The organism is Acetobacter papayae, from assembly GCF_047721125.1.
In the GTDB taxonomy this organism is placed as follows: domain Bacteria; phylum Pseudomonadota; class Alphaproteobacteria; order Acetobacterales; family Acetobacteraceae; genus Acetobacter; species Acetobacter papayae.
This window is the reverse complement of the sequence record NZ_JBDNWF010000012.1, coordinates 1-26,718: the sequence shown is the minus strand read 5'-3', so window position 1 is coordinate 26,718 and position 26,718 is coordinate 1. Positions and strand designations below refer to the sequence as shown.

Sequence of the window (26,718 nt, the reverse complement as noted above, 5' to 3'; positions counted from 1 at the left end):
TCCGGCCCTGCAAAGGAAGCGCACCGCCATGTCCGGCACGCCTGAAACCTCTCTTCCCTCCACGCTCCATCAGGCGCTTCTGGCCCTGCTCGGCCCCTCTGGCCTGCTGACGGACACAACGGACACAGCCGCTTTCTGCACGGACTGGCGGGCGCTCTACCATGGCCGCTGCGCCGCAGTGCTGCGCCCCGCCACGACCGAGGAATGCGCCAAGGCCGTGGCCCTATGCCATGCCCACGGCGTGCCCATGGTGCCGCAGGGCGGCAATACCAGCATGGTAGGCGGTGCCACCCCGGATGACAGCGGCCGGGCGGTTGTCATTTCCACCACACGCATGAACCGTGTGCATACGATCGACCACGCAGACCTGACCATGACGGTAGATGCCGGCGTGACACTCAAGGCCGCACAGGATGCCGCCGCGGCTGAAGGGCTTTTCCTGCCCCTGTCCATTTCCTCCGAAGGTTCGGCGGATATCGGCGGTATTCTGGCCACCAATGCCGGGGGCAACAACACGGTACGCTATGGCAATGCCCGTGAACTGGCTCTGGGGCTTGAAGCCGTTCTGCCCGATGGCAACGTGCTGGACCTCATGCGCAGGCTACGCAAGGACAATACGGGCTACGCGCTGCGTCAGTTACTGATCGGGGCGGAAGGCACGCTGGGTATCATTACCGGTGCGGTTATCCAGCTCCAGCCCGCCCCCCGTGCGCGCGAAACAGCCCTGTGTGCTGTGGAAAGTGCTGCGGGCGCGCTGGCGCTGTTTGGCGCTTTCCGCAAGCAGGACCCTGCTGCCGTGGTGGCGTTTGAATTCATGTCTGGCACCAGCATGGGGCTGGTCAACCGCTTCATTGACGGGGCAAGCCTACCGCTTGCAGAACCCGCCCCGGCCTACGCGCTGGTCGAGCTTTCCAGCCCCCGCGCGGGCGAGGGCCTACGTAGCCTGATGGAAGATGTGCTGGGAGAAGCGCTGGAAAGCGGGCTGGTAACAGACGCCGTTCTGGCGGAAAGCGAAACCCAGCGTAACGCGCTATGGATGCTGCGTGAGGAACATGCCGAAGCCCAGAAACGCGCCGGGGCCTCTGTAAAGAACGATGTTTCCGTACCGCTGGCGGCCATTCCCACCCTGATTACAGACGCCACCGCCGCGTGCGAGGCCCTTATTCCGGGTATTCGGGTCGCACCGTTCGGGCATATCGGGGATGGCAACATCCACTTCAATCTCGTGCAGCCCGAGCAGATGGATGCAGCGGCTTTCAGTGCGCGCGATCACGATATCATGGATACGGTGGCGGAAATTGTGCGCCGCCTTGGCGGTTCCTTTTCTGCCGAACACGGCGTGGGGCAGCTTAAAACCTACATGATGCCTTCATGGCGTGGTGGGGCCGAACTGGAAAGCATGCGCCGTATCAAGAACGCGCTGGACCCTGAAGGACTGATGAACCCCGGCAAGATCTTTCCCGCCGCCTGAACGCGGCCCCGCACCAGCTTACCGCGCGCCTGCAATCCGCAGGCCGGGGTAACGCAGGGCGGCGCATTGCAAAAAGAAGGCAGGCAGAAGCACAAGGGCCAGAGTGCCCCCGCCCAGCCATGCGGCAATACCTGTCAGGCAGGGTGCAAGCCAGCGCTCGACACAGACAGACTGCCCCACACGGCGGCTTGCCATTACTGAACACAGGATTGATACCGCCAGAAGCAGGATAATACTGCCTGCACGCAGCATATGCGCACTGCCATCGGGCAGAAAGCCAGTCTGCATGGCGTGCAGGGTTTTCTGGTCAGCAGACCAGCCCGCCAACCCCAGCAGAAAGCTGAAAGGCAGCAGCAGCACACCAAACACATCACGCAGAAGAGACAGAAAACCGACGATCATCAGCGGCACCAGCACAAAGCCAATGCCCACCGCGAGATCAAGCACCAGCACGGCAAAGCCGAATGTTGCCATGCCTGAGGAAAGCTGACGCTCTTCGCTCATGTCAGCCCTCTGAAACAGCCATTATACACAGGCAGGCGGAACCGCCGCACACAGAGATGCGCGGCTCAGTCTTTCCACCATTTGACGGGCTGGGGGCCGCCATTTTCTGCTTCCTCAACGGAGAGTTCATAACGCCGCGCCGCCGGGGCTGCCGGAGCCGGGGCTGGCTGGCGTTCAGCGCGCGTGCGCAGCAACTCGACCTCGGCCTCAGCCACTTCCAGCTTTTCACGCAGGGTTTTGATTTCGCGCGCGGCGCGGCCCAGATGCGTCTCGCGCTCTGTCAGTTTTTCCTTGAGTTCACGCACCAGAACATCGGCATGGCCGGCACGGGTCATCAAGCCACGCTGGGTGGCCTGTGTTTCGGCCAACTGGCGCTCTGCTTCTTCCGCACGCAGTTTTTCTTCCGCCAGGTGGCGGCGCAGGCGCGTGAGTTCGCCGTTATCCTCATCGGAAAAATGCACGGCGCGGGCATTGCCGCCACCGGGCCGGGGCTCTGCCAGCGTACGCGGGGCTGCGGTGCGGCCAAGCGTGTGTTTTTCGACCTGAACCTCGCCATCACGCACGAAACGCCGCCGCTTGCCCGTGGGCTCCACAGGCTGACGGGCTGCGGGACGCGCACGGGCGGACTGGCCAAGCCGTTCGAGCGCATTGAGCATGCTGGCTTCTTCCAGCCCATCTTCATGCTGTTGGTCGGATGTGGAAGAAGAAAGAAAAGGAGAAGTATTCATCAATCTGAATGTCACGTTCTTATTTTATCACGTTACATGAAACAGAAATGCTCAACGGGCTACCCGCTGCCATTTCCCGTATCAATTTGCACAGGCAATACATCAGACCACACACAGGGTTTCCGAAAAAACCGCCTTACTCCTACAAGAGAGTCGGTGAACGATCTGTAAAAAAGAAATGGTCAACAGCGAGATAAGAGCCAAATAAGCATCTTTAACCTGTTGCTGTGCACTGATACCACGCCCGGATGTGTTATCCAAGCGCAATATGCAGGTTTCTGTGGCAAAACCGCGGATTTATTCCGCGGTGGATGATACTCTTGGTTGCCATAGCAGGTCAGACTGCCCGTTCTGATTGAAATAACGGGCAAGAACGAAAAAGTAATCAGACATTCTGTTCAGTATTTTCAGCAATACGGGGTTGAGTGTTTCATGTCGGCCCAACGCCACAAGCTGCCGCTCGGCCCGGCGGGTCTGGGTGCGGGCCATATGGGCCCAGCAGGCCGCATGCGCACCGCCCGGCAGCACAAACCCGCTCAGAGGCTGCTGATCCGCACGCATGCGTTCAATCCAGCTTTCCAGTTCAATCACCACCTGCTCTGCAACCGGTTTCACGCGGCTGGTTTTCGGCCCTTCCGGCACGCAGAGTTCCGCCCCCATGTCAAAAAGGAGATTTTGTAAGGTGGCCAGTTCTTCCTCCACCCGTGTCTCTGCCTGCCCGCCGGGTTGGGTGGCATGCGCGCGCACCAGCCCCAGTACCGCGTTAAGCTCATCCAACGCGCCCAGCACCTCTATGCGCAGGCTGTCCTTTCCCACACGCGAGCCATCCCCCAGAGAGGTCTGCCCGCTATCGCCGCCGCGTGTCACCACCCTGTCTATCCGAATACTCATGCTGTCCTGTTCCTTCCTGCGGTCCTGCCATCTATTGTCACCAGCATTCCCCGCCCTGTGGCAGAAAACAATACTAACGGACGCATAGCGCAACCCATGGATGCAACGCCCCTTTGCCGTCCGCCCCCTGCGCGACTATAGAATGGGCCGCATGACACACTCCGCTTTCCCTCCCCGCCTGTTTCGCACATGTGGCGCGCTGGTCGTCGCCTGTGGCGTGATCATGGGCGCGCTTACGGCGCATTTGCCTGAAACCGCCTTTGCCACCGGTGGCCGCACCATGGCCCATGGCGCCATGGAAATGCAGATGTGGCAGGGCCTCGCCCTTGTCGGCCTCGGGCTGGGTGCGGAGCGCTTCTCCTCACGTCTGCTGCGTCTCGGCACTGCGGGTATTCTGCTGGGTACGCTCCTGTTCTGCGGCGCGGTTTATTATACCGCCTTCACGGGCCACCACGCCGGCCACGTTGCCCCCACAGGCGGCAGCATGCTGATTGCATCATGGCTGTGTCTTGCATTCGCCTGGGCGCGCGGCGCATGAGCACGACCATAGGTGGCGCCTGGCTGGCTGCGGAAGGGCTTGAAGACACACTGGCCGAAGACCTGAGCCGCCGTGGCGTCACGGTGGAGCGCTGGCACGGGCAGTTAGCCCTTTCCAGTCAGCCTGCCGTGTATTCGCCCTGGGCGCTGGATATCTGGCTGGAGCCCGAATGTGTTGCCATTGCCTCCATCCGCGAGGCGGCGGACACGCTCCGCGCACGCCAGCGAAACTGGAGCCTGTATGCCGCCACCTGCTTTGGCCGTGCGCGACTGGTGGAAGAGCGCCTACCCCCGGTCAAGGCCGCGCCACTGGTCTTTCCGGCTTTACCCCCGTCCAGCCCGCTGGGAGCATGGACCCTGCTGGACCCCGAAACCCTGCTGTTTTCGGCACGCAAAACCAGCCCGTTCCCCAATGGTGCGCCCCGTTTTGTGGAAAACCGCACCGGCCCGCCCTCACGCGCCTATCTGAAATTATGGGAAGCCTGCACCCGTCTGGGCCGCTGGCCCGATCCCGGCACGCTCTGCTACGATCTGGGTGCGACCCCCGGCGGCTGGACATGGGCGCTGGCCAGTCTGCGCGCACGGGTGGATGCGTTTGACCGCGCGCCCCTCGCCCCGGCCGTAGCCGCCATGAAAAACGTGCGCTTCCATCAGGCCAGTGCTTTCGGTCTTGAGCCTGCAGCGCTTGAAAAAGCTGACTGGGTCTTTTCCGATATCATCGCCTACCCGCAGCGCCTGCTACGGCTGGCCCAGCGCTGGATTGATACGGAACAGACCCGCAACATGGTGCTGACCGTCAAATTTCAGGGCGAGACAGACCATGAAACCGTGAGTGCCTTCGAGGCCATTCCCGGCGGTGCGCTCGCACATCTGGCCCATAACAAGCATGAGCTGACGTTTTTCTGGTCAGACACGGCGGCCAGAGACGGTGTCAGCCCCCTGCCGGGCTGGAACGCGTAGCCTCAGCCCGCATCAGAGTAAACCGCACCTGTATTCGTGGCTCACGCTCACTCCTGTAGGGCGAGCGTGTCCACATAGGCGTTGTTTTTCCATATCCACCGGTCAGACCCATCGACCAGAATATCCTTCATGCCACCATGGCCGGTGGGCAGGATTTCAACCGGCCCACTGACGGAATCCAGCACCTTCACCCACTGGCCCTGCCTTTGCAGATATACATCGGTAGAGCACCCCGCAGACCCGCACAGGCTGGCGGACTGCACCTGCACGAACAGCGCATCTGCCCCGCTGCCCTTGAGCGCAAGCGAGGCTGTGCCCACCAGTACCAGCGGTGCCTCGCCATGCCGGGCGGCAGCGGCCATATCCTCGGTTGCCAGCACGCGGGCCTGTGCATCCAGCCTCGTACCGGGCTGGGCGCTCAGTGTTACAACCACGCCACCACGAGTATGGGACGCAGCACAGGCCAGACCATGGAAAACCCCGATGACAGTCAGCAGGAGCCCGCCTATCCTGCCCAGCCGGGCAGCACGGCTACCGTAACGCACGAAACAGCCCAGATGCCTCATGATCACTCGCGCCCCCACCCTTTCATTGCCTATAGACATACAGAACACGGAAGAAGCCGCCATGACCAGCCCTGATCACACCCCGGCCACGCCATCAGCACACGCCGCCCCCCCGGCGGATGACAGCATGCCCGCGCACCCGCAGCCCGGCCTGTACCGGCATTACAAGGGGGGATTATATACGGTTCTGTGCACTGGTCGGCACAGCGAGACGGAAGAATGGCTGGTAACCTACCGCAGCGAGACGCTCGGCACTTACTGGGTGCGCCCACTGGCCATGTGGATGCAGACAGTCAACGGCCAACCCCGTTTTGCCCTGCTGGAAAACAGCACCGCATCCTGAAGACCCAGCCTGTCCAGCAACTCCGGCCCACCTGACAGCGGGCCAGAGCCGAAACAGGACTTAGCCCTGCTGTTCAGCAACCTGACTGATGAGCGCCTGCACGCAGTCAGGGTCGGACAGGGTGGAAAGATCGCCCAGATTTTCCAGTTCCCCCGCCGCGATCTTGCGCAAAAGCCGCCGCACGATCTTGCCTGAACGGGTCTTGGGCAGATCTCGCACGACATAGACCTTTTCGGGGGCGGCATAACGGCCCACGCTATCGGCCACGACCTTGCGTACACGCGCCGTATCCAGCACGCCTTCTTCACGCGGGACCACGTATACCACCAGCCCCTGCCCCTTGAGGTCATGCGGAATACCCACGGCGGCACTTTCCACCACCTCGTGGTCGGTAGCGATGGCATCTTCAATTTCCGCCGTGCCAATCCGGTGGCCGGAAACATTCACCACGTCATCCACCCGGCCGGTAATCCAGATATAGCCATCGGCCTCGCGGCGCGCGCCATCACCCGAGAAATACCGCCCCGGACAGGTCGTGAAATAGGTCTGGCGGAAACGCTCATGGTCCTGCCACAGCGTCATGGCCTGACCGGGCCATGAGGACGACAGGCACAACAGCCCTTCGCCCGCCCCTTCCACAACCGGCTGTTCCTGACCGGCCCCGGCGGGGGCCAGCAGCTCAACATGCACACCCGGCAGGGGCAGACCCGCAGCGCCCGGCCGCCCCGGCACCTTGCCCGCGCTGGCCGTTATCATGACGCCACCGGTCTCGGTCTGCCACCATGTGTCAGCCACAGGGCAGCAGTTGCGGCCCACCTTGTCATGGAACCACTGCCACGCCTCGGGGCTGATGGGCTCGCCAACCGTACCCAGTACCCTCAGGCTGGCCAGCGAGCGACTTTCCACCACATGATCATCCTCCCGCATGGCGGCGCGGATAACCGTGGGAGAGGTATAGAAAACAGTCACCCCATTGCGGTCGATCACATCCCACCAGCGACCGGGGGCGGGCCATGAGGGCAGGCCCTCATAAATCATGATGGTGCCGCCATTCACCAGCGGGCCGTACACCACATAGGTATGGCCGGTAATCCAGCTTGTATCAGCCGTGCACCAGAAAATATCGTCAGGCTGGCTGTTAAACACAGTCTCATGCGTAAAGCTTGCCCAGACCAGATAGCCACCCGAGCTATGCACAACGCCCTTGGGGCGCCCCGTGCTGCCTGATGTATACAGCAAGAACAGCGGGTCACAGGCGGCCATGACCTCCACCGGGCTATCGGGCATTTCCAGCGCGACTTCCGCCTCGTAAGACAGGTCGCGCCCGGCCTGCATGGGTACCGTGGCCCCCGTTACGGCCACCACCAGCACGGTGCGTACGGCACTGTCCGCACCGCAGGCGACCAATGCTTCGTCCATGGTGGTTTTGCTCGGAATCAGCTTGGCACCCCGGCGGGCTACATCTGCTGTAATAACCAGCACGGCCTGACTGTCACGCAGGCGCTCGGCCAGCCCTTCAGCCGAAAAACCGCCAAACAGCACCACATGAATGGCCCCGATACGCGCGCAGGCCAGCATGGCCACCACCCCTTCCACCACCATGGGCAGATGGATGGCAACGCGGTCTCCCTTGCTGACACCCAGACGGCGCAGCGTATTGGCCAGACGGCATACGCGGGCATGCAATTCGCGATAGGTCAGAACGGTGCGATGCCCGTCCTCCTGCCCTTCCCAGATAACGGCTGCCTTGTCAGGCTGCGTCAGAAGGTAACGGTCAAGGCAGTTTTCAGCCACATTCAGGCGGCCATCCTCGTACCAGGCAATACGGACATCGCCCGTGAAATCAGACCGGGAGGCATGGCTGGGTTCGTTATGCCAGACAAGGCGGCGCGACTGCGCTAGCCAGAACGCTTCCGGGTCGCGTTCCGCTTCCAGAACATTCTGCCGATACTGATCGGAAACCGCGCCTAAAGCCGGATATGCAGCCTTGTCCACCACGCCCTGTCCTTCTTGTTTTTTGTTTCAACCGTTCAGGTCTGGCGTTTTGATCACATCGGGGCACGGCTGGTAAAGGTACCTCCCTGCATAACGGAACCTAAAACTTCGGTAATACAACAAAGGCCAGCCGCGAAACGCGGCTGGCCTTTGAAGATTTTACCCGATATTCCGGCATTTCACCCTGTTTTTCGCGCCCCCAAGAGGCTGTAAAAAACAGAATGGAACTGGCGGAAAAAAACGCCTTACAGAGACGCCTTGGCCCGTGCGAGCACAACCTTGCAGGTTGACTGGCGGATAGGCAGCGTTGCCGTAGCGATGGAATAGGTCTTGTTGTTCACGCGCAGCTGGCCAGCAGTGCCAATGGCGTAGAACATGTTGCCGTCTGCCCCTTCAGGCACGGCATTGGTCTTTTTGACGTATTCCTGCAGGACGCGGAACCCGTCGTCATAATCGACATATTCGTTCTGCACGCAGTAGTTCAGCAGCCCGGCATTTTCAGCAGGGTTGATGGCCGCGACCTGATCGGACGGGTCAACAGTGGTCAGAGAGGACGTGTCCCCCCCACGCACGACGGGAATGTTCAGCTCCTGCGCGTGAGCCAGCACCGGAGCGCCAGCCAGGAGAGAGGTGGTAAGGGCCAGCGCCGACAGGGCACGTACGGCTGTCAGTTTCATCAAGAATCTCCCTAGCGGAATATGCGCCAAACTGCCCCGTAATCCGCACAAAGATCAAGCAGCCGCCGGGCGCACAAAAAACATGGCAGACCACACGCGCCTATCGCCATGCCGCCGGGCAGTGTCGCGCAAAAACACCAACACCGCAGGCGGCACATGTCTGCGGCAGCGGATACCGCGCAGGGCCCTGAATGAAAAAACGCAAAAGCTCGTTAACCTGTCTGTTTTTTCTGCATTCACACACAACAGACACTGACGGGTGGGGTGGTCTATCCACCTGATAAAACAGCATGTCCATCCCCGCCGGAACCCCTTTCCCGCATGGTCAACACCCTGTTGCACACCCCCTTGCGCAGGGCTTTCAAAGCGTATCACGATCTGGTGATGAAGCCTTTGCCCCGTCTTTTGTCCTCCCGTTAGCGGGCAGGAGGTCATGGCTGCCCCCATCAGAAGGCATGTTCTGCGTTATAACAATTAATGCTATCCGTTTCACTTACCCGATCCACTCACCCTATTTCTGTATCAATGGAACACACTCCCCCAATCCAAAAAGGGCATGATGCCCGTCTGGTTGTAGCGATCATTCTCGTCACGATGGCGATGGGCATGCTGGACGCCATTTCCCTGCTGCATCTGAAAATGTTCGCGGGTTACATGACTGCAAGCATCATCCTGATTGCAGTCAACATCGCCACATCGCAGGCCATTGTGTTGTCCGGGCTGGAAGCTATCGGCTGCTTTTATGTCGGAGCCGTGCTGGGGGGCCGCCTTGTCCGGCGCAGGCGGCACCAGCGCCTGATTATTGGAGACATGCTGCTGGGCGTGGCCAGCCTGATTGCACTGGCAGCGTGGATCTGGTCTGCGGCACCGCCGGGCGCTCCTTATATAACACTGGGGCTTCTGGCTTTCGCCATGGGGGTGCAGACCTCCGCCACGCGCCATGCCAGCCTGCCGGACATGACACTGCCCGCCGCAACCATTGTTTTACACGGGCTGGCGCATAACAGTTCCGCAGCGGGCGGAGACAACCGGGGAAGCTGGCGCAGGGCCGCAGCCATTGGCGCGCTTTTTTTCGGCGCGGTCATGGGCACGCTGATTTCAGCCCATAGCGTTGCGCAGGGTATCGCCCTGACAGCCTTCATCATCATGATGGCGGGAGTGGTGCTGCTGGTAGGGCGGTTACCACTGGTTGTGCGTCTAGACCGGATCAGCATTCCCTGAGCCGACCCGGCCACACCGGCTCCCCCTCATTCGGGTAGAAGCCGCCGGTGGGTTCAGTCCGCGCGGCGGAGCATGAAGAACGACGCCAGAGCAAAACACACAATTGATGTGCCCAGCGAGGCCACAGCCGTCATACGCTCGGCCGGATTGAACAGCATGGCCCCGAATACAACCGCAACCCCTGCAATGGTAGCGTAATTGGTGAGCGGAAAAAGCGGCAGCCGAAAACGGCCCTGCCCCGCACGCTCGGCGGCTTTGCGGGTGACGACATGGGCTGTCACGATCAGGCTGTAGATCAACAGGATCACGCCGCCGCTGCAACTGAGCAAAAAGGCAAAAATCGTATCCGGCGCGAGAATGGAGGAAAACGCCACCAGAGCGCCCGCCAGACCGCTGACCGTAATGGCCAGACGCGGCGCACCGGATGCAGCACAGCGGCCCAGCGGTGCGGGGGCATCGCCCTGTTCAGCCAGTTCACGCAGCACGCGCGAGGTAATATACAGGCTGGAATTCATGCATGACAGAATGGCGCTCAGCACCACAACGCGCATCATCAGCCCGGCACCGGGCACGCCCATACGGTCCATGGCCGCGACAAAAGGCGACCGGCCGGAAATAATCGTATCCCACGGCACCACAATCAGGATCATGCCTACAGCCAGAACATAAAACAGCGTTACACGCAGCCCCAGACTACGCGTAACGCGGTCTATGCTTTTTTCTGATTCACTGGATTCCGCCGCTGCGACGGTAGCAATTTCCGCCCCCATCATGCTGAACAGAATGGTTGGGACGATGGACAGCACCGTCAGCAAACCATGAGGTACCAGACCGCCATGCCCCACAAGATTATCGCGCACCGAAACACCCGGCCCGAAAACATGCAGCACATATAAAAGGCTCAGCCCCACAAAGGCGAGAATGCTGAAAACCTTCACACCGGAAAGCCAGAACTCACATTCGCCAAAAACACGTGGTGCAGCAAAATTGATCGCCTTGAGCACGGCCAGCTGTATAAGGGCCAGTAGCCAGACCGGCAGGTTTACCCAGTCCTGCAACAGAATGGCCCCTGCTATCGCCTCGCTGCCCAGCACCACCACCCAGAAAAACCAGTAAAGCCAGCCAGCGGTAAAACCGATCCTGTCGCCATGGGCGATGCGGATATAGGCCACAAACGACCCCTGACGCGGGTTGTTCACCACCATTTCGCCAAGCATCCGCATAACCAGCATAACCAGCGCGCCAACGCCCAGATAGGCCAGCAGCACCGCTGGCCCCGTGGCTACTATGGCAGCACTGCTCCCAACAAACAGCCCCGCGCCAATCGTGCCGCCAAGGGCGATCATAGCGATATGCCGGTTCCGAAGACCCGCGCCCGATTTGACGGGCTGTGCGGTCTTTGCCTGTGCCATGCGGAAAATCCTTTACTGTCGCCCGATCTCTATAGTGTCCCTGCGTGATCGAACTGATCGATCATACTTGAAACGGAACAATATCCAAAGCGCACCGGCCCTGCCGAACACAAAGGGGACAGACAGCGCCACGAGGCAGAACCATGCCCAGTGCATGGTCTTGTCCGGCACGTCATCAGAATCGGGGGGAAACTGGAGCGGATGAGGGGAATCGAACCCCCGTATGCAGCTTGGGAAGCTGCCGTTCTACCATTGAACTACATCCGCGTGGCGAACCAGTGGCTGCCTTATAACCCCGGATCAGCGGACTGGCAATCCGAAGGGTGTATTTTCCCGCTTACTCACCCTGCGCGTCTGGGCTGACCAGATCAGACACATGCCCGCTCTCGCGCAGGGTCAACCCTTCAGGCGGCCGGGCAGGCGCGCTGCCCCGTGCAACCCGGCGCGGCAGAACAGCCTGTGTAAAGCCCAGCTTGGCAGCTTCCTTCAGGCGGGAATCTGCCTGCGCAACCTGACGGATCTCTCCCGAAAGCCCGACTTCGCCAAAATAGACCGCACCGGGGCTGGTTGGCACGCCAGTCGCGGCTGAAACCAGTGCGGCAGCCACAGCCAGATCAGCCGCCGGTTCGGCCACTTTCAGCCCTCCGGCAACGTTCAGATAGACATCCATGCCCGAAAGTTTCAGCCCGCAGCGTGTTTCCAGCACGGCCAGTAGCATGGCCAGCCGCCCGCTATCCCACCCCACCACGGCACGGCGGGGCGCACCATCTCCCCCTTTGGGCGACAGCAGGGCCTGCACTTCCAGCAGGACAGGACGTGAGCCTTCAAGCCCAGCAAACACGGCAGACCCCGCAATATTGCCGCGCCGCTCGGCTAGGAACAGCGCTGAAGGATTGCTGACTTCCTCCAACCCGCGATCCGTCATGGCGAACACACCAATTTCATCCGTTGCGCCGTAACGGTTCTTGGCGGCCCGCAAAATGCGGAACTGGTGCCCACGGTCACCCTCGAAATACATGACGGCATCCACCATGTGCTCAAGCACGCGCGGGCCTGCCAGTGCACCTTCCTTGGTGACATGCCCCACAAGGATAAGGCAAAAGCCCCGGCGCTTGGCCGAGCGGATCAGTTCAAACGCGCAGGCCCTGACCTGCGAAACCGTGCCCGGCGCACTTTCCACCGTTTCCAGCCACATGGTCTGGATAGAATCGATTACAACCACCCGCACATCGGCCTCTGCCTCGGCGGTTGCGATAATGTCAGCCACGTTGATGGAGGCGGCCAGTTCCAGCTTCGCACCTTCCACCCCCAGCCGCCGGGCGCGCAGGCGGATCTGATCCACCGCCTCTTCGCCCGAAATATACAAAACCCGCTCACCCTGCTCGGCCAGACGGCTGGCCGCCTGCAACAGCAGCGTGGATTTGCCAATACCCGGATCACCCCCGACCAGCACGACAGAGGCAGGCACCAGCCCACCGCCCAGTGCGCGATCAAGCTCCGCAATGCCTGAGCGCACGCGCGGCGGTGGCTGTACGACCCCCTGTAGCGCCTCCAGCTTGACACGCCGCCCCGGCACGGCCCGCGCGGCGGAAGATGCCGCCAGTGGCTCCACTGGCAGTTCCTCAAGGGTGTTCCATTCCTGACAGGCATCGCACTGCCCGGCCCATTTGGCATGCACGGCCCCGCAAGCGGTGCATCCGTACTGACGGGCTGGTTTTTTGGCCACGGCCACTCCTTGCTACTCCGCGCGGCACAGCCCGGCACGGCATGGCGCGGCTGTTATCCGCCCCAGCACAAAATGGAATAAAACAGGAACAAACTCAAGCCCACGCCCCATGACGCGCACAGGCACTTTGACGAACCCCCTCCATCCACGCTAGGCCAGCAGAGCGATACCGCACCCACCCACACGCGCAGGAGCAGACAGCCCCGATCCATGGATATGGCGCTTGATCTCGTGGCCGGTATAGGCCGCGCCACCCTTTCCCTTCTCCGCGCAACAGGGGCGATCACGCTCTTTGCTCTCTCGGGCCTGTCGCATATTGTCCGCCCGCCTTTTTACGGGCGGGTGTTCTGGGGCAGTTTTCTCGAAACCGGGTTTTTCTCACTGCCTGTGGTAGCACTGACAGCGCTGTTCTCGGGCGGGGTGATTGCCCTGCAATCCTATACGGGCTTTGCCCAGTATCATGCGCAAAGTGCCATTGCCGGTATTGTGGTGCTGGCCGTTACCCGTGAACTGGGCCCGGTTCTGGCGGGGCTTATGGTCGCGGGGCGTGTGGGTGCGGCCATGGCGGCCCAGATTGGCACCATGCGCGTGACCGACCAGATTGATGCGCTGGATACCCTGTCCACCAACCCCATGAAATATCTGGTGGCCCCACGGCTGCTGGCCGGGCTGGTCGCCCTGCCCCTGCTGGTGCTGATAGCCGACGTGCTGGGGGTTGCTGGGGGTTTTCTGGTGGCGGTGGTCAAGCTCGATTTTTCCGCCACTGCGTATATTACCGCCACACTCAACGCCCTGAAAACCGAGGATGTTACGGTCGGGCTGGTCAAGGCGGCACTCTTCGGGTTTCTGATAACCCTCATGGGCTGCTACCATGGCTATAACAGCAAGGGTGGGGCCGAAGGTGTGGGCTCCGCCACCACAGCCGCCGTGGTCGCGGCCTCCATTTTGCTGCTGGCCTTCGATTACCTGATAACGGACCTGTTTTTCTCGCACTGAACACCATAAGGACCGCCGCCCCGCATGACAGATGCGCCCCCGAAAATCCGTATCCGCGACCTGCACAAGTCTTTCGGCAGCAAAAAGGTGCTCGATGGTGTCACGCTGGATGTGGCGCAGGGCACCTCATGCGTGATCATCGGCGGTTCAGGTTCTGGAAAATCCGTTCTGCTGCGCTGCATTCTGGGACTGATGACCCCCGATTCCGGCAGTATTGAAATCGACGGCGAAAATATCCTGACCGCCCCGGACAGCCGCCGCGAAAGCCTACGTGGCGAAATAGGCATGCTGTTCCAGAACGCCGCCTTGTTTGACAGCCTGCCCGTATGGGAAAATGTCACCTTCGGGCTGCTGGCGCGCAAGCGCCTGTCACGCCGCAATGCCCGGAGCGAGGCTGGTGGCATTCTGGCGCAAGTCGGGCTCGATCCTTCGGTGGGAGACCTCTATCCGGCGGAACTGTCCGGGGGCATGCAAAAACGCGTAGGCCTTGCACGCGCTATCGCCGCCCGGCCTGACATGCTGTTTTTTGATGAACCTACAACCGGGCTGGACCCCATTATGGGGGCCGTTATCGACGGGCTGATTGTAAACTGCGTCAAAACGCTCGGCTCCACCGCCATAGCCATTACGCATGACATGGCCTCCGCCCAGCGCATAGGCGATCAGGCGGCCATGCTCTATCGGGGGCAACTGGTCTGGCAGGGGGCCGCCAGCACCCTGATGGACAGCGGCAACCCGTATGTAGACCAGTTCACCCACGGTCGCCGCGAAGGGCCTATCACCATGGAACTGCGGCGCTAGCGGGCGCGCAGGCGCACTTCTTGGCTTGCCCGCGCTGCGTGCGGGTGAGATAGAAAGACGAAAGAGAAACGGCCCGTTCAACCGTGGAGAAAGACAACATCATGAAACGTGCAGTCCTGTTACTGGCTTGTGCGCTGGGCCTTTCCGCGTGCGGGATGTTCCATTCGACCCCCCGCCACATTACCTCCCCCGCTCAGTTGGAAAAACTGGGGTTCCGCGCTCATATCCAGAACAGCGGCACCTGACCCGCCGCCCGGCCTGAAACTCCCTGACATCATTCCCCTTTCTTTCGGGAGGTTCACGCACGAGGCAGCCACGCAAGGCATACGGTAAAGCGGAGCTACGACAGCCCAATGCGCCATCAGCTTTTTTTCTCCTCCCTGCGCCGTCTGCCCTTGCTTGCAGGGTTGGTTCTTGCCCTGATTGCGGGCCATGGGCAGCAGGCCCACGCTGCCACAGCCACAGCGCGCACCGATACGGCCAACCCCACCCAGCCCGCAGCCAGCGGCAATGTGCCCGGCGGGCTGGCCAGCGCCTTTATCGCCCGCGCGGAAAACAGCGCACCTGACCAGACGCTGGACGACATGGAAGCGGAAATCCGCACCATTTACGATACCGGCCTGCAGGACCACGATACGGGCCATACTTCCGCCGATCTGGCCGCCCTGCTGCAACGGGCAACGGCTGTGGCCACGCAGGCCGATACACTGATGACACGGCTGAAGCCCTACCACGCCATGTACCAGAATTTTCTGGACATTCTGGGCAAGCCCCCAGCCGCGGGCGACCCAGCCGAGGCCGCCTCCATTACCGAGCAGCGCAACACGCTGACACGCCGCCAAAAAGAGGTGGATGCACGCATGATGCGGCTGAAGCTGTATCAGGCCGAAGCCCAGCAGCTTATCAGCGCTCTGCGCCAGCATGGGAGCGCCATTCAGCAGGCGACACTCTGGCAGCGTTTTCCCTCACCCTTGGGTATCAATTTCTGGTCCGGTCTGGCGGGGGCGTTCCGGCAGGACAGCACCCACCTGCATGAACTGGCCCAACAGACCGTAGCCCTGACAGGCGTTGCCTTTAGCGGCTCGCGCGTCTTCATCACGCTAGGGGGGATTGCGGGTACGGCCCTGCTTATGGCGATGTGGTTGTGCTGCCACGGCCCTGTGCGCAGGCTGGTGAGTCGCTTTGTGCCTTTTGGCCGCCTGCGCCCGATTACCGCTACCCTCGCCTGCGCCGCCATAGCCACGGCGGCATGGGGTTTTTCGTGCCAGATCCTGTGGAATATCCTGTCTTTCGACAACCCGGCAGCCCAGGGTGATCTGGCTGTTCTGGCCGACATGGTGGCGACACAGGCCCCCTTATGCGGTTTTGTGCTGGAACTGGGCTGGTGCCTGTTTTCCCGCGCGAAGGAATGGCGGGTTTTCACCATACCCGACGAACTGGCCAGAAACCTGCGCCTGTTCCCTGCATGGCTGGCCGGGGCCATGCTTGTGCGCGGCGCGTTGCGTTACATGGATACCCATAGCGGCCTATCCCTGCTTTCCGTGCAGTTGATGGATGCTGCCTTTACGCTGGCTGTCAGCCCGCTACTGTTTGCCATCCCGCGTGAGTTGCGGGTAACGGCCAATACGGAAGACGAAGACAACCCGCCCCTTGCGCAGTTGCTGCGCAGTCTGGCCATGACGGTTGCAATCGTCTGCTGGCTGGCGGTGTTTTCGGGTTATATTCCGCTGGCCTATACCATCATCTCCTGGCTGAGCATGATGAGCATCACGCTGGCGGGCCTGCTGCTGGTCTCGCTCCTGTCCAGCACGCTCTGCGCTACAACACTATGCGCGCATGGCAGTCTGGGCCAGCGCCTGACAGCACTTGGCATACCGGCGCGGCTGGTCAACCAGATCAGCGTACTTATTCCCGGCGCGGTCAACCTGCTTTTGCTGGTAGTGCTGTTTGCTGTCGCGAGTTCGGGCGGCGGGTTCGACCCTTCGCAGGTCTGGACGCAGCTTGGTTTCCTGTTCAATGGCCAGACCAATGCCGACACACATTTTGTCTCGCTCAACGCCGTTCTGCTCTGTGTCGGGCTGCTGATTGCCGGGCACTATGTCATCAATCTGGTCAAAAGCTGGTTCAGCCAGAAATTCTTTCCCACCACCCGGCTGGATACGGGCGCTCAGGCATCCATTCTTGGCATTCTGGGCTATTCGGCATGGATTCTCATCGGGCTGGCCATGCTGTCGGTGCTGGGGGTTACGGTCAAAAGCCTGACATGGGTTGTCAGCGCCCTGTCAGTGGGGATCGGCTTTGGCCTGCAATCCATTGTGCAGAACTTCGTCTCCGGTATCATCCTCATGGCTGAGCGCCCTGTCTCGGTTGGAGATACGGTGACGATCGCCGGGGTAACGGGCAAGGTCGGACGGATTAGCGTACGCTCCACCGATATCCTGCTGGACGACAAATCCATCATGATCGTGCCGAACTCGCAGTTCATTACCTCTGCGGTCAAGAACGCAACGGCTGCCCAGAAACCCGGCGTGTTTACTGTAACACTCGACCTGCCGTTCACCTCCGATCTCGACCGGGCCATGCAGGTTATGGCCGATACACTGACCGCCTGCGACGCGGTGGATGGCATGGCCCCTGTTACGGTGGACATGACCTCGGTGGAAGATGGCTCCGTGCTGCTGACCGGCACCGCCACCGCACGGGCCGACCTGACAATCAAGCTGGCCAGACCCGTAGCCCTGCGCGCGCTCTGGCAGGCTTTTCATGAACAGGGAATTGCCGTCGCATCACGGCAGTTACTGCTGGTGCGCGACACGGAAACACCATCGAGCTGAAAAACACCCTTACCCTGTCAGTAGTCTTGCGTAGAGCATGGCTACAGACAGGGCTTACAGGGCACGCCCTTAATGGTCGTGCATGGTGTCCAGATCGGCAAAGCGTGTGTATTCGCCTTCGAAAAACAGATTGATGGTGCCGGTAGGCCCATGACGCTGTTTTTCCAGAATCAGCTCGGCCTTGTTATGGACAAGCCCCATACGGCGCTGCCAGTCTTCCATAGCCGCCTGATATTTATCCATGGAATCAAAGGCTGTTTCCTTGGGCTGGCGCTGCTGGAGATAATATTCGTCGCGGTAGACGAACATCACCGCATCGGCGTCCTGCTCGATCGAGCCGGATTCACGCAGGTCCGACAGCATGGGCCGCTTGTCCTCGCGGCTTTCAACCTGACGCGAGAGCTGGGACAGCGCCAGCACCGGAACCTCAAGCTCCTTGGCAATGGCCTTGAGCCCCTGTGTAATCATAGAAATTTCCAGCACGCGGCTTTCAGGACGGGTGCCGACTGACGGGCGCATGAGCTGGAGATAGTCCACCACAACAAGACTGAGCCCCTGCGTGCGCTTAAGCCGGCGGCAGCGTGTGCGCATGGCCGAAAGGCTGATGGCGGGGGTATCGTCAATCACCAGTGGCAGGGATGACAGCTCGTGGCTGACCCGCACAAAGCGGTCAAATTCCTTCTGCCCGATATCACCCCGTCGAATCCGCTCACCCGAAACTTCGGCCTGTTCAGACAGGATACGGGTGGCAAGCTGTTCGGCCGACATTTCGAGCGAGAAAATAGCGACACTGCCTTTAGGCTTACCGCCCTTGTCGGAGCTGTCTTCCATAATGGCGCGGGCGGCGGAAAAGGCCATTTTAGTTGCCAGCGCCGTTTTACCCATGGCGGGACGCCCTGCGAGAATCAGCAGATCGGAGGGGTGCAGACCACCGGTTTTTTTGTCCATATCCCGCAGGCCCGAGGTCAGGCCCGTAACATGGCCATCATTCTCGAAGGCTTTTGCCGCAACCTCGATCGCACCGGCCAGTGCGTGATTGAACGAGACAAAATCTCCTTCCTTGCCTTTTTCGGTGGCAAGCCTGAACAGGGCCTCTTCCCCGGCCTCAATCTGGTCTGGCCCGGATAGCCCGCCCGATATGCCAAAGGCGTTGTTGACGACGGTTTCGCCAATATCGATCAACTGGCGGCGTATCCACGCATCATGAATGGCGCGACCATAGTCACCCGCATTGATGATACCCACCATGGAGCCCAGAAGCTTGGCCATGTAGCCCATGCCGCCAACGCTTTGCAGCACGCCTGAATGTTCAAGCTCGGCCCGCATGGTTACGGGGTCGGCCAATTGCCCGGCTTCAACCCGTCGGGCTATGGCCTCGAAAATCTGGCCATTTACCCGGTTGGCGAAATGCTCGGCGGCCAGAAAGTCCGAAACCCGGTCATAGGCACGGTTATTGGTCAGCAAGGCGCCAAGCAGCGCCTGCTCGGCTTCTATGTTGGCGGGGGGCTGGCGCAGGCCAAGAGCCAGAGGCCCTTCTTCTTTCTGCTGGTCGGCTTCGGTCGTGTTCATGCCTGCAACCATAGCAGATTTCCCGCGCACCCCGTAAGAGTCCGCCGTCATTACGCGGGGGTCTTTTCAGCCCCCCCCCTCACGCACCGCCCGATCGAGTTCATCATACGCGGTGACGATATGATACAGGGAACTGGTGGGAATACGCTCGGCCGCAGGCTGGCCCTGCGCGTCAAGCTGGTCTGTCCATGTGGCCTGCGCGCTGGGGCAGGCTTTGGGGCCGTGCAGATAGTATTCAAGCAGGTTCTCACCCACGCGGGCAGCCAGCGAGACATTACCCTGTGCGTCATGGCTGAGGATACCGCGCAGGGCCTCGCCCTGCACCCACAGGCGCGCGGCATTGCTGAGCACCTGCCCATTGCGGCTGACCGCATCGCGCACCAGCGCCGTATCACCCTGCACGCCATGTGCGAGGGCAAAGCGGTATAGGCTGTCGGCCTCCGCACGGGTTTCGACCCCGCTGCGGGCGGTATAGGCGTGGAGCAGCCACACCCATTCAAAATGGTGCCCCGGCTCTGTCCACTGCCCGGCCTCACCCGCTGCCGGAGCCCAGTCTGCCTGAAAATACTCGCCCAGACACCCGGTTGTGGCGTCAAGAAAACGGGTTCTGAACAGATCATGCAGCCTGTGGGCCAGTGTCAGGTCATCGGCCTGCCCTGTGGCATCGTACAGGGCCAGCACGGCTTCAAACAGGTGCATGTGCGGGTTCTGCTGCCATGCTCCGCCCTCATCAGGCAGGCGGTTCAAAAACCCGCCCTCTGCCCGGGGCATTTCCGTTTCGATCCAGCGCAGGGTTTCACGCGCGAGAGCCACGGGGGGCTCACCCACGCCATCCAGCCTTGCGTACCACGCCAGCGCAAACACCACGAACGCCAGATCATACAGATCCGCCGTGCTGTCCAGCACCTCGCCCGAGCGCGTCAGGCGGCAGACCCAGCCTCCATCGGCCCGACGCGCCCTGAGCAGAAACTCAAAAAGAGCATCGGCCCGAGCACGGGCTTCAGGCCAGCCACGCAGGGCCGCCCATGAGAACACAAAAAGCTGGCGGGCCTGCACCCGCACCCGCTTGAAAGCCGGGTGCGCGGGCACCCCCTCGCAGGTCAGATGCTCCTGTGCGCCAAGGGCTGCTGGCATGCCCGCAACACCATCGCACCCGGTATCTGCCCAGAATGGCAGCGCCTGCCCGAACAGCCAGTCGGTAAAGCGCGCATGCACGGCTCTGAGCGCCGCCTCCCCACCCTGCGACGATACAGAAGGGGCGTTACCCATGCCCGTCACGGAGTCTGGGCTCGCCCGATAATGGCCGTGGTGGAATGGCCCTGACGCAAATCAGCCAGCACCAGCCGCCCTCCGGCCCCCAGAACAAGATCCGCCCCGACAACGGTTTCAGGCGTGTAATCCGCCCCTTTCACCAGCACATCGGGCATCAGGGCACGGATTGTTTCAAGCGGCGTATCGGCATCGAAGGCAACAACGGCATCCACCATCCGCAGCGCCCCCATAACGGTCGCGCGCGCCTCCAGCGTATTGACCGGGCGGGTCTCGCCTTTCAGGCGGCGCACGCTGGCATCCGTGTTCAGTGCCACCACCAGCCTGTCGCACGCGGCACGGGCTTGTGCCAGCAGGCTGACATGCCCCGGATGCAGGATATCAAAACAGCCATTGGTAAAGCCGACCTTGAGCCCCCGCGCCCGCCAGCGATCCACCTGCGCGCGCATGGCCTCGAGAGAAAGCAGCGGAGCCATGGCCCCTTCGCCCTCGCCCGGTGCCTCCTGATCATCCAGTTCGCGCAGGACCTCGCCAATATCCGCCGTGGCCGTGCCGAGCTTACCCACCACCACGCCCGCGGCTGCATTGGCCACACGCATGGCCTGCTCGAAGCTCATGCCCGAGCCCACCGCCAGCGCCATGGTGGCGATAACGGTGTCCCCCGCACCAGAGACATCGAACACTTCACGCGCGCGCGCTGGCACGGACAGGGCCGGGCCATTACGCCGCACCAGCATCATGCCTTTTTCAGAACGGGTTGCGAGAATGGCCTGTGCCTCGGCCTGTTCCATAACCGTGCGGGCAGCGGCTTCCACCTGTGCTTCGCTCTCAACCGGCATGGCCGAGGCCGCCGCCAGTTCACGCGCATTGGGGGTAATGCACGCAGCCCCGCGATACAGACTGTAATCGGTGCTTTTGGGGTCAACAAAAACCGGCACGCCAAACTGCCGCGCCTGCGCGAAGAGGTACTCCAGCACAGCGGGCGCACAAACCCCCTTGCCGTAATCCGACACCACAACCGCCTGCACCTGCGCCATATGAGCACTTATGGCAGCGCACAGGCTTTGAGCCTCCTGCGTGGCAAGCCGGGTGCGGCTTTCCTCATCCACCCGCACCACCTGCTGGTGTGCTGCGATAAAACGGGTCTTGCAGATTGTGGGGCGCACGGCACTGGCGCAGGTTGCATCCTGCAAGCCCACCCTGTCAGCTAGCGCGCCGCGCAGTGTGGCCCCGGCCTCGTCCTGTCCGGTCAGCCCTACCAGCACCGCCCGCCCGCCGAGCGAGAGAATGTTGCTGGCGACATTCCCCGCACCGCCCGGCATTTCGCGCCGGTTATCAAGCAGGAGCACAGGCACTGGCGCTTCGGGCGAGATACGCTCCATGCGACCGTATAGAAAACGGTCGAGCATGACATCGCCCACGCACAGGACGGTAATGGTGGAAAAATCCATCAGATTTCAGACCCCAAAGGTGCCGACAAAATCCACCAGCCCAGCCTGACGGGGCACCGCCTGACGAGCGGCTGTCAGCACCGCGCGGGCCTCGGCTATGGCGCGGTCCAGTTCGGTGTTGACAATCACGTAGTCAAATTCGCGCCAGTGCGAAATTTCGTCACGCGCGGCGGCCATGCGGCGGGCGATTTCGTCCGGGTGGTCTGAGGCCCGGCCATGCAGGCGGCGTTCAAGTTCGGCCATGGAAGGCGGCAGCACGAACAGGCTCACCACATCGCCCGGCAGCGCCTGCCTGATCTGCTGGTGCCCCTGCCAGTCGATGTCGAACACCATGTCATGCCCGGCAGCGAGCGTCTGCTCCACCGGAGCGCGGGGGGTGCCGTAGCCGCGCCCGAACACGGTCGCCCATTCCAGCATTTCGCCCGCCGCGGCCATGTTTTCGAACTGTTCCATGCTGCGGAAGTAGTAATGCACACCCTCTTTCTCGCCCGGCCGGGGGTGGCGCGTGGTCACGGATACGGAATGCCGCAGTCGTGTGTCCGAAGCCCGCAAGGCATTGGCAATCGTCGATTTTCCTGCCCCTGAGGGTGCGGATATGACAAAACACACACCCCTGCGGTTTATTTTTGCCGGACAGTCTGCTCCGTTTTCCACCATGCCGCCTTCCATGCTCCCCTCAATGCTCCCTCGGTATGCCACCGTATTGCGCTTCCGGTCTTGCCCCTTCATGCCAGAAGCCGCCATGCTGCGCCACAGCCCGCAACACGATGCTGAAGACTGATTTTTCAATGCTCCATCCTTCTGCCCTTATTACCGGTGCTTCCTCTGGACTGGGTCAGGCGCTGGCCCTCACGCTTGCGCGCCCCGGTCGCAGGCTCTGGCTGGGGGGGCGCTGCGCCGAACGCCTGAACGACACCGCCGCACGCTGTCAGGCAAAAGGGGCCGAGGTCTCCACCCTTCTGGCGGATGTAACGGACCGCGCGCGTATCGAAGCATGGGTGCATCAGGCGGGGCCGCTCAATCTGGTTCTGGCCTGTGCGGGCATTACCGGGGGCACCCGCAAACCCAGCACCACGATACAGGCCCCGCATGAACCCCACGAACAGGTGCGCCGGATTTTTGAAACCGACCTGATGGGCGTGCTCAACACCGTGCTGCCCGCCATGGATGTCATGCGCCGTCAACCACGCCAGCCCGATGGCCTGCGCGGGCGGATCTGCGCCATTTCATCGGTCGCGGGGCTTGTATCTTTTCCCGGCACGCCTGCCTATTGCGCGGCCAAGGCGGCGGTGGACCGCTTTATGGTCGCCAGCGGCTCCAGCGCACGGCGCGAGGGCATTCTGCTCAGCTCTGTCGTCTGTGGTTTTCTGGATACACCCATGGTCGCGGGCAACCGCTTTTCCATGCCGGGGCTGACAGACGTTAACACGGCGTGCCATCGTATCCTGCGTGGGCTGGGCCGCAACGAGCGGCGCATTACCTTTCCGCGCTGGCTGGCGGCGGGCTCACGGTTGATGGACCTTCTGCCCCCCCGCGTGGCTGAGGCCTATTACACGCGCCAGCCCACGGGCGCTCCGGGCAGCATGCCCGAGCCCGACCTTTCCTGAACCGAAACCGGCCACGCCGGGCCTCTGCTCCTCGCGCTTTGTGGAACCACGCATGACTCAGGATACTCCCCCACCCGTTCAGGCTGCCGCCAATACGCCCCACAGGGGCTGGATGGAGGAACTTTCGGCGGCCTCCGTCAGCCAGCCCGTGCCGGATGCGCTCAAGACCATGAAAATGGACCGGGTGTTCTGGAGCCATTTTTCTCCCAATCTCGGCCCCGGCGGCTGGGTAACGGGCGCGCTGCTGGTCAGCCTCGGGCTGGATTTCCGCGCGGGCGTGGCCGCCGTGCTGCTGGGCAACCTGATCGGAGCACTGCCTGTTGCCCTGGCCGCTGCCATCGGCCCACCCACCGGCCTGACACAGATGGAGGCCTCGCGCCGGGCTCTGGGGCGACTGGGCGTGCGCCCGCCCGCTCTGCTGAACTGGATTTACTGCGTGGGTTGGGACGCGGTGAACAACGTGCCCGCTGCCACTGCTCTGCTGACCCTTCTGCTGGCCATGGGGCTGCACACACCGTTCTGGCTGGCGCTGGCCGTGCTGGCCGGTGTGCAGATGGTGGCCTCCATCTACGGGCACCACATGGTGCAGGCCTTGCAGAAATATCTGGGGGGGCTGCTGCTGGTGGTGTTTACCCTGATAGGCATTGTATTCGCGCTGCGCGGGCAGGCACCACTGGCCACGCACCATGCCGTAAGCCTTGGCACATTCATGCTGGCGGTGGGTATTCTGGTCAGCTTCAACCTGTCTTGGGCTTCCTACTCATCGGACTACACGCGGTATCTGCCTGCCCGCTCCAGCCCTACCAAAGTGGTGCTGCTGGCACTGGCGGGGCTGCTCTGCTCGGCCATTCCCTTCCAGATTCTTGGGCTGATCTGCGCGGGTAGCGTTGCTGACCCCTCCCCCACAGCGGTTATTGCCTCGCTACGTCAGGCCATGGGGCCACTGGGCGGGGTGGCTCTTGCGGCCATTGCGCTATCGTCTATCACCGGCAATTCCTTTAACGACAACACCGCAAGCTACAGCCTGATTTCAGCCGGGCTGCACATCCCGCGCGTGGCCGCCGCCGTGCTGACAGCCCTGCTGGGCTATGCGCTGGCCGTAGCCGGAGCCGGTCGCTACACCACGCTCTATACCGATTACCTGCTGGTAACCCTCTACTGGATAGCGCCGTGGATCGGCATTGTGCTGGCAGACTGGTATCTGGGCGACCGCACGGTGCACGCCGTCCCGCCCGGCTGGACACGCGGGGCCACGCTGTTTGTGGTCATTACCGTGCTGACCATCGGCCTGTTTTCCACCAGCAGCCTGTATACCGGCCCCGTAGCCGCGTGGATGGGCGGGGCCGATATTGGCTATTATGTCGGGTTTTTCGCAGCTTTTGCGGGTTACGCGCTCAGCCGCCCCAAACGGGCGAGTTCATAAAGCCCGACGGCTGCCGCAACCGATACGTTCAGGCTTTCCATATCGCCGGGCATGTACAGTCCGGCGATTTCATCACAGCTTTCACGCGTCAGGCGCCGCAGGCCGCGCCCCTCCGCGCCCAGCACAAGCGCCACGCGCCGGTTTTCAAACGCGGCACCATCCAGCACGCCGCCGCCCGCATCCAGCCCGACTGTCCAGCAGCCCGCCTTTTGCAACTGTTCGATAGCGCGGGAGAGATTGACCTCACGCACGATAGGCACCGTTTCCAGCGCACCGGATGCGGCCTTGGCCAGCACGGCAGTTTCCTCCGGGGCGTTACGGTCCTGCACCACCAGACATGCCGCCCCGAACGCCGCCGCCGAACGCAGGATAGCCCCCACATTGCGTGGATCCGTTACCTGATCGAGCACCAGCACCGGGCCGGGGCGCTCCAGCGCCTCATCCAACGCGGGCGAGACCAGTGGGCGCACCAGCAGCGCCACACCCTGATGCACCGCGTCTGGCCCCAGCAGGTCATCCAGCCGGACGCGCTGCACCACTTCAGGAGCGACCCGCAGCCCCCCGGCCTGCATGGCCTCCTGCACGGCAGGGTGCTCCGCCTCCGTTACCAGCAGGCGGTCGCACACACGTTGCGGGTTGGCCAGCGCCGCCCCAACCGCATGCGTGCCGAACAGCCACAGCCCACCTCCCGGCGCGGCACCACGGCCCCCACCGGCCGAGCCTGAAGAACGGGAGCGGCGCGCAGGCCGGGATGGGCGGGGAGAACGCATGGATGAGGTGTCCGGTTTTCTGGTCATTCTGCTCTCTCCCCTAGCGCATGTGCGGGGCTTTCGCCTATCCCCCCACCCGTGTTTGCCCGAAAGCCGGTAAACCCGAAGAGGCGGCAGGAATGGACAAGCCGCGTTGCGGGTTGTATTCGGTGCCCATTCACCACGGAATGACCAGAGGCCCCGCCCCAGCGGCACCGGCCAGACACCAGACGACACCACGCAACCGGGGAGCGGGCCATGACCTCAGCTTATTCGGACAATGCCGTTACCCTGCACAAGAACGACCTGCCTGACGGGCTGACCTTTTCCGGCTCCGTTGCCGTGGATACCGAAACCATGGGGCTCAACCCCCACCGCGACCGGCTGTGCCTTGTCCAGCTTTCCGCAGGGGATGGCAAGGCCCATCTGGTGCAGATTATCCCCACCCGCCTTGGCGGCACCGGCTATGCCTGCCCCAACCTCAGGCGGGTTCTGTCCGACCCGGCGCTGACAAAAATCATGCATTTTGCCCGGTTTGATGTCGGTATCCTGCAACATACGCTGGGGATTACGGTTGCCCCTGTTATCTGCACCAAAATTGCCGCCAAGCTGGTTCGCACCTTTACCGAGCGCCATGGCCTTGCGGCCCTGTGCCGGGAAATGCTCGGGGTGGATCTGAGCAAGCACCAACAGAGTTCGGACTGGGGTGCCCCCACCCTCACACCCGAACAGCTTGCCTATGCCGCCTCGGATGTGCTGCACCTGCACGCGCTATGGGCACGGCTGGAAGCCCTGCTGGAACGAGAAGAGCGCCGCGAACTGGCACAGGCCTGTTTCGACTTCCTGCCCAGCCGGGCCAGACTGGACGGTCTGGGCTATGACGAGCCGGATATTTTCGCGCACCGGGCATGAAAACCTTCACGCCCCCCGCCTTTTGCGTGTAAGCGAACTGCATAACTCATGACCCAGCCCGCCCCCTCACCCATAC

26 protein-coding genes and 1 tRNA gene are annotated in these 26,718 nt (G+C 62.1%); 13 read left to right on the top strand and 14 right to left on the bottom strand.

Translation table 11 applies throughout. The features are described from left to right. Positions 1-28: 28 nt before the first annotated feature. Positions 29-1,471 (top strand): FAD-binding oxidoreductase, encoded by a 1,443-nt coding sequence (locus tag ABF757_RS05740; protein WP_415481309.1) that lies wholly within the window; start codon positions 29-31, stop codon positions 1,469-1,471. 18 nt (positions 1,472-1,489) lie between these two features. On the opposite strand, the gene ABF757_RS05735 is transcribed toward ABF757_RS05740, so the two are convergent. The 3 genes from ABF757_RS05735 to ABF757_RS05725 form a co-directional block, all read right to left on the bottom strand. Continuing rightward, on the bottom strand, positions 1,490-1,975 hold the full coding sequence (locus tag ABF757_RS05735) for a hypothetical protein (RefSeq protein ID WP_415481308.1): 486 nt from the start codon (positions 1,973-1,975) through the stop codon (positions 1,490-1,492). A gap of 65 nt (positions 1,976-2,040) precedes the next feature. After that, positions 2,041-2,703 carry a hypothetical protein gene (locus ABF757_RS05730; RefSeq protein WP_415481306.1) on the bottom strand — a complete coding sequence of 221 codons (663 nt, stop codon included), beginning with the start codon at positions 2,701-2,703 and terminating at the stop codon, positions 2,041-2,043. Positions 2,704-3,000: 297 nt separating this feature from the next. Beyond that, on the bottom strand, positions 3,001-3,594 hold the full coding sequence (locus ABF757_RS05725) for a cob(I)yrinic acid a,c-diamide adenosyltransferase (protein WP_415481305.1): 594 nt from the start codon (positions 3,592-3,594) through the stop codon (positions 3,001-3,003). A gap of 151 nt (positions 3,595-3,745) precedes the next feature. Between ABF757_RS05725 and ABF757_RS05720 the strand changes: the two genes are divergently transcribed. Beyond that, entirely contained in the window at positions 3,746-4,132 is a 387-nt protein-coding gene (locus tag ABF757_RS05720) for a DUF423 domain-containing protein (protein WP_415481304.1), read from the top strand. Beyond that, positions 4,129-5,091: an SAM-dependent methyltransferase gene (locus ABF757_RS05715; RefSeq protein WP_415481303.1), complete on the top strand. Its 963-nt coding sequence runs from the start codon at positions 4,129-4,131 to the stop codon at positions 5,089-5,091. Before ABF757_RS05720 ends, ABF757_RS05715 begins: the two co-directional genes overlap by 4 nt. Positions 5,092-5,138: 47 nt before the next feature. Here ABF757_RS05715 and ABF757_RS05710 read toward each other — a convergent pair whose 3' ends face one another. Further along, a complete protein-coding gene (locus tag ABF757_RS05710; protein WP_415481336.1) occupies positions 5,139-5,657 on the bottom strand; it encodes a hypothetical protein in 519 nt (172 codons plus the stop codon). On the opposite strand from ABF757_RS05710, the gene ABF757_RS05705 reads away from it, so the two are divergent. After that, the gene (locus ABF757_RS05705; protein WP_234395253.1) at positions 5,656-6,000 is read left to right on the top strand and encodes a DUF1653 domain-containing protein; all 345 of its coding nucleotides are present in this window, start codon (positions 5,656-5,658) and stop codon (positions 5,998-6,000) included. The genes ABF757_RS05710 and ABF757_RS05705 overlap by 2 nt on opposite strands. A 60-nt stretch (positions 6,001-6,060) precedes the next feature. On the opposite strand, the gene acs is transcribed toward ABF757_RS05705, so the two are convergent. Together acs and ABF757_RS05695 are read right to left on the bottom strand one after the other, a co-directional pair. Then, positions 6,061-7,998 (bottom strand): acetate--CoA ligase, encoded by a 1,938-nt coding sequence (gene acs, locus ABF757_RS05700; protein ID WP_415481302.1) that lies wholly within the window; start codon positions 7,996-7,998, stop codon positions 6,061-6,063. A gap of 242 nt (positions 7,999-8,240) precedes the next feature. Further along, the gene (locus ABF757_RS05695) at positions 8,241-8,672 is read right to left on the bottom strand and encodes a DUF2501 domain-containing protein (protein WP_415481300.1); all 432 of its coding nucleotides are present in this window, start codon (positions 8,670-8,672) and stop codon (positions 8,241-8,243) included. A gap of 525 nt (positions 8,673-9,197) precedes the next feature. Between ABF757_RS05695 and ABF757_RS05690 the strand changes: the two genes are divergently transcribed. Continuing rightward, the gene (locus tag ABF757_RS05690) at positions 9,198-9,893 is read left to right on the top strand and encodes a YoaK family protein (RefSeq protein ID WP_415481299.1); all 696 of its coding nucleotides are present in this window, start codon (positions 9,198-9,200) and stop codon (positions 9,891-9,893) included. 53 nt (positions 9,894-9,946) lie between these two features. Here the strand turns inward: ABF757_RS05690 and ABF757_RS05685 are convergent, their stop codons facing one another. The 3 genes from ABF757_RS05685 to radA form a co-directional block, all read right to left on the bottom strand. Beyond that, positions 9,947-11,305 (bottom strand): amino acid permease, encoded by a 1,359-nt coding sequence (locus ABF757_RS05685; RefSeq protein ID WP_025861528.1) that lies wholly within the window; start codon positions 11,303-11,305, stop codon positions 9,947-9,949. Between the two features lie 193 nt (positions 11,306-11,498). Beyond that, positions 11,499-11,572: transfer RNA gene (locus tag ABF757_RS05680), tRNA-Gly, on the bottom strand. 70 nt (positions 11,573-11,642) lie between these two features. Further along, complete coding sequence (radA, locus tag ABF757_RS05675) at positions 11,643-13,031, bottom strand: DNA repair protein RadA (protein WP_415481297.1); 1,389 nt, start codon at positions 13,029-13,031, stop codon at positions 11,643-11,645. 210 nt (positions 13,032-13,241) lie between these two features. Here radA and ABF757_RS05670 point away from each other — a divergent pair, with 210 nt between their 5' ends. The 4 genes from ABF757_RS05670 (at position 13,242) to ABF757_RS05655 (ending at position 17,662) form a co-directional block, all read left to right on the top strand. After that, a complete protein-coding gene (locus ABF757_RS05670; RefSeq protein WP_025861527.1) occupies positions 13,242-14,027 on the top strand; it encodes an MlaE family ABC transporter permease in 786 nt (261 codons plus the stop codon). A gap of 24 nt (positions 14,028-14,051) precedes the next feature. Next, positions 14,052-14,828, top strand: a complete 777-nt coding sequence (locus ABF757_RS05665; protein WP_415481296.1) for an ABC transporter ATP-binding protein — start codon at positions 14,052-14,054, stop codon at positions 14,826-14,828. 101 nt (positions 14,829-14,929) lie between these two features. Further along, entirely contained in the window at positions 14,930-15,073 is a 144-nt protein-coding gene (locus ABF757_RS05660) for a hypothetical protein (protein WP_199897888.1), read from the top strand. 108 nt (positions 15,074-15,181) lie between these two features. Beyond that, the gene (locus ABF757_RS05655; protein ID WP_415481295.1) at positions 15,182-17,662 is read left to right on the top strand and encodes a mechanosensitive ion channel domain-containing protein; all 2,481 of its coding nucleotides are present in this window, start codon (positions 15,182-15,184) and stop codon (positions 17,660-17,662) included. A 69-nt stretch (positions 17,663-17,731) separates the two neighbouring features. Here ABF757_RS05655 and ABF757_RS05650 read toward each other — a convergent pair whose 3' ends face one another. The 4 genes from ABF757_RS05650 to gmk all read right to left on the bottom strand — a co-directional run bounded on the left by ABF757_RS05650 (position 17,732) and on the right by gmk (position 22,560). After that, positions 17,732-19,231, bottom strand: coding sequence for a replicative DNA helicase (locus ABF757_RS05650; RefSeq protein ID WP_081773590.1), 1,500 nt, complete (start codon positions 19,229-19,231; stop codon positions 17,732-17,734). Between the two features lie 66 nt (positions 19,232-19,297). Beyond that, the gene (locus tag ABF757_RS05645) at positions 19,298-20,500 is read right to left on the bottom strand and encodes an AGE family epimerase/isomerase (protein ID WP_415481294.1); all 1,203 of its coding nucleotides are present in this window, start codon (positions 20,498-20,500) and stop codon (positions 19,298-19,300) included. A gap of 5 nt (positions 20,501-20,505) precedes the next feature. Continuing rightward, positions 20,506-21,951, bottom strand: a complete 1,446-nt coding sequence (gene rfaE1, locus ABF757_RS05640) for a D-glycero-beta-D-manno-heptose-7-phosphate kinase (RefSeq protein WP_415481293.1) — start codon at positions 21,949-21,951, stop codon at positions 20,506-20,508. Positions 21,952-21,957: 6 nt separating this feature from the next. Further along, complete coding sequence (gene gmk, locus ABF757_RS05635) at positions 21,958-22,560, bottom strand: guanylate kinase (protein ID WP_415481335.1); 603 nt, start codon at positions 22,558-22,560, stop codon at positions 21,958-21,960. Between gmk and ABF757_RS05630 the strand changes: the two genes are divergently transcribed. Genes ABF757_RS05630 through ABF757_RS05620 form a run of 3 tightly spaced genes read left to right on the top strand, consistent with a single transcriptional unit; the run spans position 22,457 to position 24,981 of the window. Then, positions 22,457-22,732: a hypothetical protein gene (locus ABF757_RS05630; protein WP_234395278.1), complete on the top strand. Its 276-nt coding sequence runs from the start codon at positions 22,457-22,459 to the stop codon at positions 22,730-22,732. The genes gmk and ABF757_RS05630 overlap by 104 nt on opposite strands. Before the next feature lie 7 nt (positions 22,733-22,739). Then, positions 22,740-23,558: an SDR family NAD(P)-dependent oxidoreductase gene (locus tag ABF757_RS05625; protein ID WP_415481292.1), complete on the top strand. Its 819-nt coding sequence runs from the start codon at positions 22,740-22,742 to the stop codon at positions 23,556-23,558. Positions 23,559-23,610: 52 nt separating this feature from the next. Continuing rightward, positions 23,611-24,981 (top strand): purine-cytosine permease family protein, encoded by a 1,371-nt coding sequence (locus ABF757_RS05620; protein WP_415481290.1) that lies wholly within the window; start codon positions 23,611-23,613, stop codon positions 24,979-24,981. Here the strand turns inward: ABF757_RS05620 and rlmB are convergent. Continuing rightward, positions 24,945-25,751: a 23S rRNA (guanosine(2251)-2'-O)-methyltransferase RlmB gene (rlmB, locus tag ABF757_RS05615; RefSeq protein ID WP_415481334.1), complete on the bottom strand. Its 807-nt coding sequence runs from the start codon at positions 25,749-25,751 to the stop codon at positions 24,945-24,947. The two genes, ABF757_RS05620 and rlmB, sit on opposite strands and share 37 nt — an antisense overlap. A 237-nt stretch (positions 25,752-25,988) precedes the next feature. On the opposite strand from rlmB, the gene ABF757_RS05610 reads away from it, so the two are divergent. Beyond that, positions 25,989-26,642, top strand: a complete 654-nt coding sequence (locus tag ABF757_RS05610) for a ribonuclease D (protein ID WP_415481289.1) — start codon at positions 25,989-25,991, stop codon at positions 26,640-26,642. The last annotated feature ends 76 nt before the right edge of the window (positions 26,643-26,718 follow it).

Coding starts and splice junctions, on each gene's coding strand:
- ABF757_RS05730 (WP_415481306.1), bottom strand. CDS start 2,703: ATGAATACTTCTCCTTTTCTTTCTTCTTCCACATCCGACCAACAGCAT.
- ABF757_RS05620 (WP_415481290.1), top strand. CDS start 23,611: ATGACTCAGGATACTCCCCCACCCGTTCAGGCTGCCGCCAATACGCCC.
- ABF757_RS05710 (WP_415481336.1), bottom strand. CDS start 5,657: ATGAGGCATCTGGGCTGTTTCGTGCGTTACGGTAGCCGTGCTGCCCGG.
- ABF757_RS05690 (WP_415481299.1), top strand. CDS start 9,198: ATGGAACACACTCCCCCAATCCAAAAAGGGCATGATGCCCGTCTGGTT.
- ABF757_RS05735 (WP_415481308.1), bottom strand. CDS start 1,975: ATGAGCGAAGAGCGTCAGCTTTCCTCAGGCATGGCAACATTCGGCTTT.
- ABF757_RS05610 (WP_415481289.1), top strand. CDS start 25,989: ATGACCTCAGCTTATTCGGACAATGCCGTTACCCTGCACAAGAACGAC.
- ABF757_RS05685 (WP_025861528.1), bottom strand. CDS start 11,305: ATGGCACAGGCAAAGACCGCACAGCCCGTCAAATCGGGCGCGGGTCTT.
- ABF757_RS05650 (WP_081773590.1), bottom strand. CDS start 19,231: ATGAACACGACCGAAGCCGACCAGCAGAAAGAAGAAGGGCCTCTGGCT.
- ABF757_RS05695 (WP_415481300.1), bottom strand. CDS start 8,672: ATGAAACTGACAGCCGTACGTGCCCTGTCGGCGCTGGCCCTTACCACC.
- ABF757_RS05740 (WP_415481309.1), top strand. CDS start 29: ATGTCCGGCACGCCTGAAACCTCTCTTCCCTCCACGCTCCATCAGGCG.
- ABF757_RS05665 (WP_415481296.1), top strand. CDS start 14,052: ATGACAGATGCGCCCCCGAAAATCCGTATCCGCGACCTGCACAAGTCT.
- ABF757_RS05625 (WP_415481292.1), top strand. CDS start 22,740: ATGCTCCATCCTTCTGCCCTTATTACCGGTGCTTCCTCTGGACTGGGT.
- rfaE1 (WP_415481293.1), bottom strand. CDS start 21,951: ATGGATTTTTCCACCATTACCGTCCTGTGCGTGGGCGATGTCATGCTC.
- ABF757_RS05670 (WP_025861527.1), top strand. CDS start 13,242: ATGGATATGGCGCTTGATCTCGTGGCCGGTATAGGCCGCGCCACCCTT.
- ABF757_RS05705 (WP_234395253.1), top strand. CDS start 5,656: ATGATCACTCGCGCCCCCACCCTTTCATTGCCTATAGACATACAGAAC.
- ABF757_RS05720 (WP_415481304.1), top strand. CDS start 3,746: ATGACACACTCCGCTTTCCCTCCCCGCCTGTTTCGCACATGTGGCGCG.
- ABF757_RS05660 (WP_199897888.1), top strand. CDS start 14,930: ATGAAACGTGCAGTCCTGTTACTGGCTTGTGCGCTGGGCCTTTCCGCG.
- rlmB (WP_415481334.1), bottom strand. CDS start 25,751: ATGCGTTCTCCCCGCCCATCCCGGCCTGCGCGCCGCTCCCGTTCTTCA.
- ABF757_RS05645 (WP_415481294.1), bottom strand. CDS start 20,500: ATGGGTAACGCCCCTTCTGTATCGTCGCAGGGTGGGGAGGCGGCGCTC.
- ABF757_RS05655 (WP_415481295.1), top strand. CDS start 15,182: ATGCGCCATCAGCTTTTTTTCTCCTCCCTGCGCCGTCTGCCCTTGCTT.
- ABF757_RS05725 (WP_415481305.1), bottom strand. CDS start 3,594: ATGAGTATTCGGATAGACAGGGTGGTGACACGCGGCGGCGATAGCGGG.
- ABF757_RS05715 (WP_415481303.1), top strand. CDS start 4,129: ATGAGCACGACCATAGGTGGCGCCTGGCTGGCTGCGGAAGGGCTTGAA.